Raw genomic sequence first — 13,409 nt, forward strand, 5'->3', positions numbered from 1 at the left:
CGATCCGGCATGTGGGGCCGACCGCGGCGCGGGCGCTGGCCACCGAGTTCGGCTCGATGGACGCGATCCGTGCCGCCGACGTCGACACCTTAGCCGCGACCGACGGGGTCGGCCCGATCATCGCCGACGCGGTCACCGAGTGGTTCGAGGTCGACTGGCACCGGGGCATCGTCGCGCAGTGGGCTCGCGACGGGGTGCGGATGGCCGACGAGCGCGACGCCTCGATCGAGCGCACGTTGGAGGGCCTGACGGTGGTGGTGACCGGGTCGCTGGAGGGCTTCAGCCGGGACGAGTCCAAGGAAGCCATCGTCTCCCGCGGCGGCAAGGCCGCCGGGTCGGTGTCCAAGAAGACCGACTACGTGGTGGTGGGCGCCAACGCCGGCACCAAGGCCGCCAAGGCGGAGGACCTGGGGGTGCCGGTGCTGGACGAGGCGGGGTTCGTGCGCCTGCTGGAGACCGGCCCGCCCAAGACGTGAGCCCGGAGCCTCGGGCGCGAGAGACCTTCGACCAGCGTCATACGGAATGTGCGCCTGAACGCGCATTCCGTATGACGCTACGTCTCGCGTGAGGCCGGGGACTCGGCGCAGAGTACATGAGTCTCGTCTGCTGGTAGACCAGCCTCGTCGGCGCACGTTCGGCGTCATGGACGTCCACGTGCCCGACGAGGTGTGGTTCGACCCGCTGCCGGAGGATGAGCTGGTCCGGTGGGAGTGAGCTAGTGGGAGTGACCCACCTGCTGGACACCCATGTTTTCCTGTGGCTCGTCGCCGAGCCCGACCGAGTCGATCGCGCGGTCATCGATCGCCTTGCCGACCGCCAGGTCACTCTGCTGGTCTCGGCGGCGTCGGCCTGGGAGGCGGCCACGAAGCAACGGTTGGGCAAGCTGGGGTTGCAGGCCGTGGTGGCGACATGGAACCAGCGGGTCCACGACATCGGTGCGGAGCCGCTCGACATCACGCCCGATGACGTGCTCCTCGCGGGCTCGATGCAGTGGGACCACCGCGACCCGTTCGACCGCCTGCTCGTGAGTCAGGCCCTGCGCCTCAACGCCGTCCTGGTCACGGTCGACGGCACCATCCTCGCCTTCCCAGGCATCCGCACTCTCACCTGGTAGCCCTGCAGAGCCCAACGGCATGCAGAAGGTGCGCCAGGGCGCAACAACCGCATGCCACAAGGCGGAGAAGACGTCCGGCACCTCCGCAGGGATGGGACACTAGGGGCCTGATGCAGCGCTACTTGTGGATTTTCGTGGCGGTCGCCGGCCTGTGGGCCACCGTAACCTTCGCCGCGGACGGTCAGTGGTGGGTGGCGCTGCCCTACGCCGTGATCGCGGGCGCTCTGGCCTGGTGGATCAGTCCCTACAAGGGTGGACGCACCACCCGTCATCGAGAGGTCGTGGCCATGTCCGAGCAGGATCGTCCCGTCGTCATCTACTGGCGCCCCGGCTGCGGCTTCTGCGCCCGGTTGCGCTCCACGCTCGGCGACCGCGCCGAGGACGCGCAGTGGGTCAACATCTGGCAGGACAAGGAGGCGGCGGCCTTCGTGCGCAGTGTCAACGACGGCAACGAGGTCGTCCCGACGGTGGTGCTGGAGGGCATACCGGTCACCAACCCCAACCCCCAGGTGGTGCTCGACAAGCTCGCCGCCTGAGCATCGGTCGCGCATAGACTGAGCGATATGTCTGCTCTGTCCCGCGACGACGTCGCACACGTGGCCATGCTCGCCCGCATCGGGCTCTCCGAGACCGAGCTGGACCGCCTGGCCGGTCAGCTCGAGCAGATCGTCGGCTGGGTGGGGCAGGTCAACGAGGTCGCGGCCGCCGACGTGCCGCCGATGTCGCACCCGCTGCCGCTGACCAACGTCACCCGGCCCGACGAGGTGCGGGCCAGCCTGGGTGCCGACCAGGCGCTGGCCGGTGCTCCCGAGATGGACCAGCAGCGGTTCTCCGTGCCCCGCATCCTGGACGAGGAGGTCTGAGCCGTATGTCGTCCGCTGACCTGACCTCGCTCACCGCCGCCGCGATGGCCGACGCGCTCGCCGCCGGGGAGATCACTGCAGAGGCGCTGACTCAGGCGCACCTGGATCGGATCGAACGGCTGAACCCCCTGCTCAACGCGTTCCTGCACGTCGACGCCGACGGGGCGCTGACCACCGCGCGCGAGGTCGATGCGGCCCGTGCCGCGGGGGAGGAGTTGCACCGGCTGGCCGGGGTGCCGATCGCGGTCAAGGACATCGCCTGCACGCAAGGGCTGCCGACGACGGCGGGCTCGAGCATGCTGGAGGGTTGGATCCCTCCCTATGACGCCACCATCGTGGCGCGGCTCAGGGCCGCCCGGATGCCGATTCTGGGCAAGACCAACATGGACGAGTTCGCGATGGGCTCCTCGACCGAGCACTCCGCCTACGGCCCGACCCGCAACCCGTGGGACACCGACCGCATCCCCGGCGGGTCCGGCGGCGGCAGCTCCGCGGCGGTTGCCGCATACCTCGCCCCGCTGGCGATCGGCTCGGACACCGGCGGGTCGATCCGCCAGCCCGCCGCGGTCACCGGTACGGTGGGAGCCAAGCCGACGTATGGCGGGGTGTCCCGCTACGGCATCATCGCGCTGGCCAGCTCGCTGGACCAGATCGGACCGTGCACCCGCACCGTCGAGGATGCGGCGCTGCTGCACGAGGTGCTCGGCGGGCACGACCCGATGGACTCCACCTCGATTGATGGCCCGGTCCCGCCGGTGCTGGAGTCTAGCGCCACCCGTGACCTGACCGGGCTACGCGTCGGCATCGTCCGCGAGATCTCGGGTGAGGGCTTCCAGGCCGGGGTTCAGGCCCGCTTCGACGAGGCGGTCGAGCATCTCACCGCCCTCGGCGCCGAGATCGTCGAGGTCTCCTGCCCGCACTTCACCTACGCCATGGCGGCCTACTACCTGATCCTGCCCAGCGAGGCCTCCTCCAACCTGGCCCGTTACGACGCCATGCGCTACGGCCTGCGCGTCGGCCCCGACGGTGTCCAGGCGCCCAGTGCCGAGCAGGTGATGGGCGCCAGTCGCGACGCCGGCTTCGGCGACGAGGTCAAGCGCCGCATCATCCTCGGGACCTACGCCCTGTCCAGCGGCTACTACGACGCCTACTACGGTCAGGCGCAGAAGGTCCGCACCTTGATTGCGCGCGACTTCGCGGCGGCCTTCGAGCAGGCCGACGTGCTGGTCAGCCCCACCGCGCCGTCCACCGCGTTCAAGATCGGGGAGAAGAGCGAGGACCCGATGGCCATGTATCTCAACGACATCGCGACCATCCCGGCCAACCTCGCCGGTGTGCCCGGCATGTCGGTGCCCGTCGGTCTGGCGCAGGAGGACGGGCTGCCCGTCGGTCTGCAGATCCTGGCCCCGGCCACGCAGGACCAGCGGATGTATGCCGTGGGTGCGGCCCTGGAGGACCGGCTCATCGAGCAGTGGGGCGGGCCGATGCTCGACCGGGCGCCGACTCTTGAGATGCAGGAGGTGTCGGCATGACCACGCAGACCAGCGCGGCACCGCATACATCTCGCTCAGCGGAGGCCGTCGTGCCCTATGAGGAGACGCTCACCCGCTACGACCCGGTGATGGGGCTGGAGGTGCACGTCGAGCTCAACACCGCGACCAAGATGTTCTGCGGCTGCGCCACCGGCTTCGGGGCGGACCCCAACACGCAGACCTGCCCGGTGTGTCTCGGCCTGCCGGGGGCGCTTCCCGTGGTCAACGCGGCTGCGGTGGAGTCCGCGATCCGGATCGGCCTCGCGCTGAGCTGCGACATCGCCTCGTGGTGCCGGTTCGCGCGCAAGAACTACTTCTACCCGGACATGCCCAAGAACTTTCAGACCAGTCAGTACGACGAGCCGATCGCCTTCGACGGCTACCTGGATGTCGACCTCGATGATGGGGCGACCTACCGGGTGGAGATCGAACGGGCGCACATGGAGGAGGACACCGGCAAGTCGCTGCACGTCGGCGGCGCCACCGGGCGGATTCACGGAGCCGACCACTCGCTGGTCGACTTCAACCGGGCCGGCATCCCGCTGATCGAGATCGTGACCAAGCCGCTGACCGGCGCGGGGGAGCGGGCGCCCGAGATCGCGCGGGCGTATGTCGGGGTGCTGCGCGATCTGCTGAAGGCCCTGGGGGTCTCGGACGTGCGGATGGAGCAGGGCTCGATGCGCTGCGACGCCAACGTGTCGCTGCGTGCCAGGGCCGGTGACGGTCCGACGTCGATCGAGCAGGCCGCGATCCCGCTGGGCACCCGCACCGAGACCAAGAACGTCAACTCGCTGCGCTCGGTGGAGCGGGCGATCCGGTATGAGATCACCCGGCACGCCGCGGTGCTCGACTCCGGCACGGCGATCACCCAAGAGACCCGGCACTGGCACGAGGACACCGGGGTGACCACCTCGGGGCGGCCCAAGTCCGACGCCGACGACTACCGCTACTTCCCCGAGCCGGACCTGGTGCCGGTCGCTCCGGGCGTCGACGACGTGGAGCGGCTGCGGGCCAAGCTGCCCGAGGCGCCGGCGCAGCGCCGCAAGCGGCTGCAGGCCGACTGGGGCTACTCCGACCTGGAGATGCGCGACGTCATCAACGCCGGCGCGCTCGAGGTGATCGAGGAGACCGTGGCCGCCGGCGCGACCCCGGCCGCCGCGCGCAAGTGGTGGGGCGGCGAGCTGGCCCGGCGGGCCAACGCCGACGGTGTCGAGGTCACTGAGCTGGGGGTGACCCCGGGGCACATCGCCGAGCTCGACGGGCTCGTGCGCGACGGGCGGCTCAACGACTCGATGGCCCGGCAGGTGCTCGAGGGCGTGTTGGCCGGCGAGGGCGGGCCGACCGAGGTCGCCGATGCCCGCGGGCTGGAGCTACTGCAGGACGACAGTGCGTTGGAGGCTGCGGTCGACAAGGTCATCGCCGGCAACCCCGACGTCGTCGAGAAGATCCGCGGCGGCAAGGTGCAGGCCGCGGGCGCGCTGATTGGCCAGGTGATGAAGGAGATGCGCGGTCAGGCCGACGCGGCCAAGGTGCGCGCCCTGATCCTGGAGCGCCTCGACGTCACCGGCTGACGTGTGCACGTGCACGATCGGGCCGTCCGTGGTTGGGTCGAGGTGCAGCAACGCGCGGTGGGGTGCGTCCGCGCGGGTTCGTCTCGCGCGCACTGCTGCTGGCCGCGAGCATTTCAGGATCTCGGTCGGCACCCCGGCCGCCGGCGGGGTGCGGCCGCGACGTCGAGCGCACGCAACCGAAGGGACAGTCATGCAAGAGGACGACCAACGCCGGGACGACATCGTCGCGTGCCTGCAGGAGAGCTTCGCCGACCTGATGGAGAGCGCGCCTGATGCGTTCCGCACCAAGTTCCGCAAGATGGCCAAGGACCCGTTCGCCTTCTACCGCGGCACGGCCTGCCTGTTCTACGCCGACCTGGCCGGCAACACGCACCTGGACGAAGCTCTCACCGGCGACGACAGCGAATGGTGGGGGGAGCACGGCGACCGGGTCTGGATCCAGGGCGACCTGCACGTCGAGAACTTCGGCACCTACATGGCCGGTGACGGGCGGCTGGTCTTCGACGTCAACGACTTCGACGAGGCGTATGTCGCGCCGTGGACCTGGGACATTCGCCGCTTTGTGGCCTCGCTGGCGCTGATCTGCTGGCAGAAGGCGCTGCCCAACGAGACCATCGACGACCTCGTGCGCACCTACGTATGTGCCTATGTCGACCAGGTGCGGGAGTTCACCGAGATCGACGAGGTGGACTGGGCGCTGACCCTGGACAACGCCGAGGGCGTCGTGCTCGAAACGCTGCAGTCCGCCAAGATGTCGACGCGGGAGGCGTTCCTGGAGCACAGCACCGTCGTGGAGCGCTACCGGCGCCGGTTTGCCGACGGGCACGGCAAGCAGCTGGAGGATGCCGAGCGGGACAAGATCAACGAGGCCTTCAAGGCCTACCAGGAGACCCTGGCCCTGGACGAGACGCACTCACGGATCAACTTCGGGGTGCTGGACACGGTCGCGCTGGGTGCTCTTGGCATCGGCAGCGCCGGACTGCCCGCATACTCGGTGCTCATCGAGGGTGAGACCGAGGCCCTGGGCAACGACGTCGTCATCACCCTCAAGCAGGGTCAGCATCCGTCGCTGGAGCGGGTGGTCACCGACTCCCGGATCCATGGCGCCTTCGACCACCAGGGTCACCGGACGACCGTGTCGCAGCGGGCGCTGCAGGGCAACACCTCGCCCTACCTGGGGTGGACCGAGATCGACGGCACGGGCTTCTCGGTCAGCGAGTTCTCCCCCTACGAGATGGACCTCAGCTGGGACGACCTCACCGAGCCCTCGGACATGGACGTGGCGTGCCGCCAGCTCGGGCAGGCCACCGCCAAGATCCACTGCGTGGGCGACGACGAGTCCGCCCACGACCTGGTCGACGTGAGCGTCGAGGATGTCATCGCCGAGGGAATCGGCGACGACATCGACGGGTTCGTGGAGCAGATGCGCGACTTCGCGCACGGCTACGCCCGGCAGGTCCGGGTGGATCACCACCTGTTCGTGGACGCCTTCCGCGGCGGCACATTCCACCGCGTGGCCCCCGTCGAGTAGTCAGGGCGTCAGTGTGGTGAGGTCGGTGACGCGCAGCAGCCGGTCATCGGTGTCGGCCGGATCCCCGCGGAAGGTGTTGCTGGTCAGCACCCACAGGGCGCCGTCGGCCACGACCACGCTGCGCAGCCGGCCATAGTCGGTCAGCAGGCGCTCCGGCTCGCCCGCCTCGCCCGCCTCGTCGACCGGCACCCGCCACAGGGCCTGCCCGCGCAGCGCCGCGACATACAGCTCTCCGTCCGGTCCGAGCGCCAGCCCCGACGGGGAGGCCTGCGAGGTCGGCCAGGTCAGCACCGGGTCGATGAACTCCGGCTCGCCCCCGGGCCCCTCGAACTGCGGCCAGCCGTAGTTGCCGCCCGGCTCGATCAGGTTGACCTCGTCGAGGTCGTTCTGCCCGAACTCACTCGCCCACATCCGGCCCTGGCTGTCCCACCCCAGACCCTGCACGTTGCGGTGGCCCATCGACCAGACGGGGGAGTCCGGGTCGGGGTTGCCCGGTGCCGGCTCGCCGTCGGTGGTGATCCGCAGGATCTTGCCGCCCAGGGAGTCCGGGTCCTGGGCGCTCGGGCCGTCAGAGGCGTCGCCGGTCGTGACGTAGAGGTAGTCGTCGGGCCCGAAGGCCAGTCGCCCCCCGTTGTGGTTGCCTGCCTTGGGTATGCCGTCCAGCACCACCTCGACGAGCGGGCCGCCGTCCTGCGTGCTGGCCGTGGTGTCGACGTGCAGCACCCGGTTGTCGGTCTCGGTCGTGGCGTAGACGAAGAAGGACCCTGCACCACCCCCGGGTGGCACCACGATGCCGAGCAGTCCGCCCTCCCCGCCGGGCTCGACCCCCGGCACCGTGGTCACCGGCTGCGGCTCGCCTCCCGCGACCACACGCCATACCCGCGCGGTGTCCCGCTCGCCCACGAGCACGTCGCCGTCGTCGAGCACCGCCAGACCCCAGGGCACATCGAAGTCCTGCGCGATCACCTGCACCGGCTCCTGCGCCCCGGCCGGGGTCTCGGTGGCTCCCGGTGACGCGGCGGCGCTCCTCGCCGGCGACTTCGAGGAGCCCGCCGGCGAGGTCGGCGCAGACGAGGGCGTGGAGGACGTCGAGCACGCAGCCAGGGCCAGGACCAGTCCGGAGACCAGAACCGGCCAGCTGCGTGGGTGCATGCCCGCCATCGTCACACGCCGTGCTGACAAGCGACCGCGGTCTATCAGCGCCCCATCCTGCCCCTCCTGAAGGACGAGGCTGCCGAACGCACTGCAGCCGCGGGCGATCCGAGGAGAACCTCATGAATGCCGAACCCTGACTGGACCTGGGGCCGGGCGAGGGTGAGCCGCCCCCGGTCAAGCTCATCCAGCATCTGATCAACGCCCGAGGCGCGGGTCTCGTCGTCGACGGCAGCTACGGACCTCGGACCACGCAAGCCGTGCGCGATCTGCAGGCCGACAGCGGATTCACCGTACGCGGCGCGGTCGACCTGCCCACCTGGTTGGAGCTGATCACGACGGTGCGTCGCGGTGACCGTGGTGACGCGGTCAAGGCGGTGCAGGTGGCGCGCCTCTGGGCGCCTCCGGAGACCGAGCCGCTGGTCAAGCAGGGATCCCCCGACCGCGACGTCGTGGCTGCCGTGCAGCACCTGCTCACCGCGTACGGTCACCCGTTGAGCGTCGACGGAGCCTACGGACCGCGCACCGGCGAAGCGGTCCGCCAGTTCCAGCTGGGACTGCGCGCTCGCTACCTCAGCACGACCGTCGGGCAGCTGGACTGGCTCGAGCTGATTCGCACCGTGCGGCGCGGGGACAGCGGGCCGGCGGTCAGCGCCGTGCAGGTCATGCTCGGGGTGAGCGTGGACGGGACCTTCGGGCCGAGGACCGAGGACGCCGTGCGCCTGTTCCAGCGGATGTGGGGCGGCGATCCGACGGAGGTCGACGGCATCGTCGGTGCGCGCACCTGGCATCTGCTGTTCGCCCCCAAATCAGAATGACCCGGGACGGGGCGGTAGTTTTCTCGGCGTGAGCGTCGTGACCGTGCCGTCGTCCCTGCTCGACCTGATCGGTGAGGTGGCGGGGGTCGAGCTGCTGGCCTGGGACATGCAGGACGAGCCTGGCCGACGCGCAGACATCGAGGTCGTGGTTGCACCCAACTGGCGCACGCCCTGGCTCAAGCGGCTCGACGAGCTCCCCGCGCTGCGGGCGGTGCAGCTGGGCTCGGCCGGCTACGAGCACGCGCTCCCGTTCCTGCCCGAGGGTGTGGCGCTGGCCAACGCGGTGGGGGTGCACGACACCGCGACCGCCGAGCTGGCCCTGGCGCTGGTCCTGGCCAGCCAGCGCGATCTGCCCGAGCACGTCCGGGCGCAGCAGGAGCGCACCTGGTCACCGCCGGGGGAGCATCGGTCGCTGGCCGACGCGAGCGTGCTGGTCGTCGGCTACGGCGGGATCGGCCGTGCGCTGGCCGCCCGGCTGCAGGCCTGCGAGGCGCAGGTGAGCGCGGTGGCCCGCACGGCCAAACCGGGGGACGGGCTGGTCGAGCAGGTCCACGCCATGACCGACCTGTCCGCACTGCTGCCCGCAGCCCAGATCGTGGTGCTGTGCACGCCGCTCACCGACCAGACCCGGGGTCTGCTCGACGCGACGGCGCTCGCACAGCTGCCCGACGACGCGTTGGTGGTCAACGTCAGCCGGGGGCCGGTGCTCGACACCGACGCCCTGCTCGCCGAGTGCGCATCCGGCCGGCTGCGCGCCGCCCTCGACGTCACCGACCCCGAGCCGTTGCCGGCGCAGCACCCGCTGTGGTCGACGCCGGGCGTGCTGATCAGCCCGCACACCGGCGGCAACACCACCGCGTTCGCGCCACGGATGGCACGCTACGTGCGGTCCCAGCTGACGGCATACGCCGGGCAGGGCAACCTGCTGCACACCGTGGCAGGTCCACCGGCCGGCGCAGCGACCTGACCGGTCACGGGTCGGCCACACCCGCCTCGCCGCGCTGCTGCCGGCCCGTACCCCGGTGCGCACCTGACGGGCGGGGCTCGGGTCTCCCTGCAGCGGCACCCGGACGATGTCGTAGCCGGCGGGCAGCCGCGCCAGCCGAGGCACCAGGCACACCCCGAGCCCGGCGTGCACCAGCGCCGCGCCAGGATCCCATTCGACGATCTCGTGCGCCACGGTTGGGTTGAAGCCCGCCGCCAGGCACGAGGTCAGGACCAGCTGATGGTGCGGCCGACCGGGGCGATCCATGATCCAGGCCTCGTGTGCGGTCTCGGCCAGCCGCACCGAGTCGCGTCGCGCGAACGGGTGCCCGGCCCGGGACGAGCAGGTCGAGCGGGTCGTTCATCAGCGACCGCTGCTCGAAGCGGTGGTCGTCCAGCGACGGCAGGGACGCGGTGGTCACCACGACGGCGAGGTCGGCGACATCGGCCAGCAGCAGCTCGAAGCACGTCTCCGGGTCGGCCTCGATGATCCGCACCTGGGTGCCCGGGTGTGCGGTCATCACGCGGCCGGCCGCTCGCGGGAGCAGCGAGGCCGCGGCCGTCGAGAAGCCGCACATTCGCAGCGAGCCGGGGGTGCGGTCGCCGGCGCGTAACAGCTCGGTGTGCATCTGCTCCCACCGCGCGGCCAGCTCCTCGGTCTGCTCCAGCAGCAGCCGGCCCGCCGACGTCAGCTGCACGGTGCGGCCCTTGCGCACGAGCAGGGAGACCCCCACCTCATCGGCCAGCGACTTCAGCTGCGCCGAGATCGCGGACGGCGTGTAGTGCAGGGTCGCCGCCGCTGCGGTCACCGTGCCATGCCAGGCAACCAGCTGAAGACTCCGAAGGCGTGGATCGATCATGCAAAGGGATTGCACGAAACTATGCGATGACGTGAGATCTTTTTCCTGGCTATGTCGTATTCAGACTGTGCTGGTGACATTGAGTGACCCCTGCTGCAGCCGTTCGACCTGGGCCACCTGACCTTGCGTCGTGTTTCGCCGCGAGCTGGACGCGCTGCCGGCCTCGGGCCTGAACCTGCAGGTCACCTCGATCTGTGAGGGCGACAGCGCCGGGGAGGTGTGGAACGGGGCCCCGCGGACGGCTCAGCGCGGGCCTGTTGGGTGCCCTGGTGCCCGACCTGCTGGAGCGCGAGATCTTCCTGTGCGGTCCCGGGCCCTACATGACCGCGGCGCACAACGTGCTGATGGAGCTGGGGGTGGCACCGGAGCGGGTGCACCAGGAGAGCTTCGTCATCGAGCCGGTCGTGCAACCGCTGACGGTCGTGCCGGACGAGCCGGAGGCGTGGTCGGGTGGGAAGGTCCAGGAAGTGCCGGTGACGGCCACCGTCGACTTCCGGCGCAGCGGTCGTCAGGTGCAGTGCGCCCCGGAACGACGGTGCTGGAGGCCGCCAAGGCGGCTGGGGTCTCGATCCGCTCCGCGTGCGGACAAGGCTTGTGCAGCACCTGCAAGAGCGACCTGGTCAGCGGCAACGTCGACATCCAGCACTCGGGCGGGATCCGGCCCCGCGAGATCGCGCAGGGCAAGTTCCTGCCGTGCTGCTCCTACCTGCAGGGTGACCTGGTCGTCGACGCGTAGACCCGGGCGGGCGCGCGTAGCATCGCAGTCATGTCCCAGCGTCGAGCCATCCTGATCCGGCACGCCAAGACCGAGCAGGAGGGTCCGGCCGACCAGGGTGACCACGGCCGACGCATCCTGCCCCGTGGGGAGACCGATGCGCAAGCCGCCGGGGTGTGGTTGCTCGAGCAGCGGCTGGTGCCTGACCTCGTGCTGTGCTCGAGCTCGATGCGCACCCGGCAGACCTGGGAGCAGATGACGGCCGGCGCCGAGGGGCTGGCCGACGTGGAGGTCGAGCACGACCGACGGATCTACAACGCGGGCTCCGAGGAGCTGCAACAGGTGCTGACCGAGGCGCCCGAGGATGCGGGGCTCGTCGCGATGATCGGGCACGCTCCCGGCATACCCGATCTGGTGGCCGACCTCACTGACGCCGAGGGTTCCTCCGACGAGGCGCTCGCGGCTCTGGACGACGGATTCTCGACCATGGCCTGCGCCGTCCTGGAGATCGACGGCGACTGGGCCGACGTGAGGGCGGGCAGTGCCCGGTTGACCACGGTGGAGACGCCCCGCGGCGACTCCTGACGGCTGGGCGCGCTCCCTGGGCTCCTCCAGCACACCTGCGTGCAGGGCCGTCCCGGTTGCCGCCGCGTCAAGAGATACCGTGACAACAGTCAGCGTCGCCGGAGGAGATGGGCCCATGACCGTGCAGACCACAAGCCAGTTCGCGATCGACCCGCGCGCAGATCGTGCCTCCTCCGAGCGGATCCTCGAGGTGCTCGAAAACCCGGCGTTCGGCTCGGTCTTCACCGACCACATGGCCCGGATCGACTGGGACGCAGAGCACGGCTGGCACGACGGGCGCGTCACGGCATACGGACCGATCCCGATGGACCCCGCATGCGCGGTGTTCCACTACGGGCAGGAGATCTTCGAGGGGATGAAGGCCTACCGGCACGCCGACGGGTCGATCTGGACGTTTCGGCCCGAGCGCAACGCCGAGCGGTTCGCCCGCAGCGCCCGGCGGCTGGCCCTGCCCGAGGTGCCCGAAGACGTCTTCCTCGACGCGCTCGCGGCGCTCGTGGGGCTGGACCAGGAGTGGGTGCCCTCGCCGGATCGCGGGGAGACCAGCCTCTACCTGCGGCCGTTCATGATCGCCACCGAGGTGGGCCTGGGGGTGCGGCCGAGCAAGAGCGCCGCGTTCGTGGTGATCGCCTCTCCGGCCGGCGCCTACTTCGCCAGCGGCGTCAAGCCCGTGAGCATCTGGCTCTCCGAGGACTACTCGCGGGCTGCTCCCGGTGGCACCGGCGCGGCCAAATGCGGTGGCAACTACGGCGCGTCGCTGGCACCGATGAAGGAGGGGCAGAGCCACGGGTGCGACCAGGTGGCCTTCCTCGACGCGGTCGAGGGCACGTGGGTCGAGGAGCTGGGCGGGATGAACCTGTTCTTCGTCTACCGCGACGGCACGATCGTCACCCCCGAGCTGACCGGCACGATCCTGGAGGGGGTCACCCGCGACTCGATCATCGCGCTGGCGCGGGAGCGTGGCCATGAGGTGGTCGAGCGCAAGTACTCCATCGAGGAGTGGCGCGACGGCGTGGCCGCCGGCGACCTGGTCGAGGTCTTCGCCTGTGGCACCGCCGCGGTGATCACGCCCGTCGGTCGCCTCCTTTGGCACGACGGCGAGCTGACCATGGGAGACGGCGAGGCTGCGGGCCCGGTGGCCGCCGGGTTGCGCGAGTCGCTGCTGGACATCCAGTACGGCCGCACCGAAGACACCCACGGCTGGTTGCACCGTCTGAGTTGAGCCCCCCGACGCTCAGCGTCATACGGTTCGTGCGCCAGAGCGCACATTTCGTATGACGCTGCGTGGGCGCTTCCGAAGGAGGAGAGCCGGTTGACCCGTCGAAATGCACATGCAACTGTATGTGTATGTCTGTGATGGAGAAGCGGTTGCAACTGCTGCTGGACCAGGAGCGCTATGACCTGGTGGCCGGGGAAGCCGAGCGCTCCGGGCGCAGTGTGGCCGCGGTGATCCGGGAGGCCATCGACAGTCGGTTCGCTGACGCTGACGCCGAGGCCAGACGAGCCGAGGCGGGTCGACAGTTCCTGGCGCTCACGCAGCGGCCCACCGTCCAAGATGGGCAGTCCGGGGAGGACATAGCGGCGGAACTGAACGCAGAGTTCGAGGACTACGTGTCCAAGAAGGCGCGGCCGTGAGGGTCTTCGTGGACTCCACGGTGCTGGTGCTGTCGGCGGGTGGGGCTGA

At 70.3% G+C, this 13,409-nt stretch carries 14 protein-coding genes and 2 pseudogenes; 13 read left to right on the plus strand and 3 right to left on the minus strand.

Annotation, left to right across the window (positions count from 1 at the left end; translation table 11 throughout):
• The 7 genes from ACR2FV_RS02355 to ACR2FV_RS02385 form a co-directional block, all read left to right on the plus strand.
• On the plus strand, positions 1-476 hold a 476-nt coding region (locus ACR2FV_RS02355), incomplete at its 5' end, for a helix-hairpin-helix domain-containing protein (protein WP_434014116.1).
• 248 nt (positions 477-724) lie between these two features.
• Positions 725-1,114, plus strand: a complete 390-nt coding sequence (locus tag ACR2FV_RS02360; protein ID WP_434014117.1) for a type II toxin-antitoxin system VapC family toxin — start codon at positions 725-727, stop codon at positions 1,112-1,114.
• A 110-nt stretch (positions 1,115-1,224) separates the two neighbouring features.
• A complete protein-coding gene (locus ACR2FV_RS02365; RefSeq protein ID WP_434014118.1) occupies positions 1,225-1,650 on the plus strand; it encodes a glutaredoxin domain-containing protein in 426 nt (141 codons plus the stop codon).
• 27 nt (positions 1,651-1,677) lie between these two features.
• Complete coding sequence (gatC, locus tag ACR2FV_RS02370) at positions 1,678-1,977, plus strand: Asp-tRNA(Asn)/Glu-tRNA(Gln) amidotransferase subunit GatC (RefSeq protein WP_434014119.1); 300 nt, start codon at positions 1,678-1,680, stop codon at positions 1,975-1,977.
• A 5-nt stretch (positions 1,978-1,982) separates the two neighbouring features.
• Complete coding sequence (gene gatA / locus ACR2FV_RS02375) at positions 1,983-3,509, plus strand: Asp-tRNA(Asn)/Glu-tRNA(Gln) amidotransferase subunit GatA (RefSeq protein WP_434014120.1); 1,527 nt, start codon at positions 1,983-1,985, stop codon at positions 3,507-3,509.
• Positions 3,506-5,080, plus strand: a complete 1,575-nt coding sequence (gatB, locus tag ACR2FV_RS02380) for an Asp-tRNA(Asn)/Glu-tRNA(Gln) amidotransferase subunit GatB (RefSeq protein ID WP_434014121.1) — start codon at positions 3,506-3,508, stop codon at positions 5,078-5,080. Before gatA ends, gatB begins: the two co-directional genes overlap by 4 nt.
• A 190-nt stretch (positions 5,081-5,270) precedes the next feature.
• Positions 5,271-6,611 (plus strand): DUF2252 domain-containing protein, encoded by a 1,341-nt coding sequence (locus ACR2FV_RS02385; protein WP_434014122.1) that lies wholly within the window; start codon positions 5,271-5,273, stop codon positions 6,609-6,611.
• On the opposite strand, the gene ACR2FV_RS02390 is transcribed toward ACR2FV_RS02385, so the two are convergent.
• Positions 6,612-7,763 (minus strand): PQQ-dependent sugar dehydrogenase, encoded by a 1,152-nt coding sequence (locus ACR2FV_RS02390; RefSeq protein WP_434014123.1) that lies wholly within the window; start codon positions 7,761-7,763, stop codon positions 6,612-6,614.
• Between the two features lie 146 nt (positions 7,764-7,909).
• Between ACR2FV_RS02390 and ACR2FV_RS02395 the strand changes: the two genes are divergently transcribed.
• Together ACR2FV_RS02395 and ACR2FV_RS02400 are read left to right on the plus strand one after the other, a co-directional pair.
• Positions 7,910-8,581 (plus strand): peptidoglycan-binding domain-containing protein, encoded by a 672-nt coding sequence (locus ACR2FV_RS02395; RefSeq protein ID WP_434014129.1) that lies wholly within the window; start codon positions 7,910-7,912, stop codon positions 8,579-8,581.
• 28 nt (positions 8,582-8,609) lie between these two features.
• Complete coding sequence (locus ACR2FV_RS02400) at positions 8,610-9,548, plus strand: NAD(P)-dependent oxidoreductase (protein WP_434014124.1); 939 nt, start codon at positions 8,610-8,612, stop codon at positions 9,546-9,548.
• A gap of 87 nt (positions 9,549-9,635) precedes the next feature.
• Here ACR2FV_RS02400 and ACR2FV_RS02405 read toward each other — a convergent pair.
• Both ACR2FV_RS02405 and ACR2FV_RS02410 read right to left on the minus strand, forming a co-directional pair.
• Positions 9,636-9,833: pseudogene (locus ACR2FV_RS02405) on the minus strand (LysR substrate-binding domain-containing protein); the annotation flags it as partial.
• Between the two features lie 115 nt (positions 9,834-9,948).
• A pseudogene (locus ACR2FV_RS02410) lies at positions 9,949-10,425 on the minus strand (LysR family transcriptional regulator); the annotation flags it as partial.
• A 517-nt stretch (positions 10,426-10,942) separates the two neighbouring features.
• Between ACR2FV_RS02410 and ACR2FV_RS02415 the strand changes: the two are divergent.
• From ACR2FV_RS02415 to ACR2FV_RS02430, 4 genes are all read left to right on the plus strand, one after another.
• Positions 10,943-11,161, plus strand: a complete 219-nt coding sequence (locus ACR2FV_RS02415; protein WP_434014125.1) for a 2Fe-2S iron-sulfur cluster-binding protein — start codon at positions 10,943-10,945, stop codon at positions 11,159-11,161.
• A gap of 30 nt (positions 11,162-11,191) precedes the next feature.
• Positions 11,192-11,725 (plus strand): SixA phosphatase family protein, encoded by a 534-nt coding sequence (locus ACR2FV_RS02420; RefSeq protein WP_434014126.1) that lies wholly within the window; start codon positions 11,192-11,194, stop codon positions 11,723-11,725.
• Between the two features lie 115 nt (positions 11,726-11,840).
• Entirely contained in the window at positions 11,841-12,947 is a 1,107-nt protein-coding gene (locus ACR2FV_RS02425; protein WP_434014127.1) for a branched-chain amino acid aminotransferase, read from the plus strand.
• A 125-nt stretch (positions 12,948-13,072) separates the two neighbouring features.
• Entirely contained in the window at positions 13,073-13,360 is a 288-nt protein-coding gene (locus tag ACR2FV_RS02430) for a hypothetical protein (protein ID WP_434014128.1), read from the plus strand.
• The last annotated feature ends 49 nt before the right edge of the window (positions 13,361-13,409 follow it).

Origin of the sequence: Ornithinimicrobium sp. (genome assembly GCF_051004135.1) — a bacterium.
GTDB lineage: Bacteria > Actinomycetota > Actinomycetes > Actinomycetales > Dermatophilaceae > Ornithinicoccus.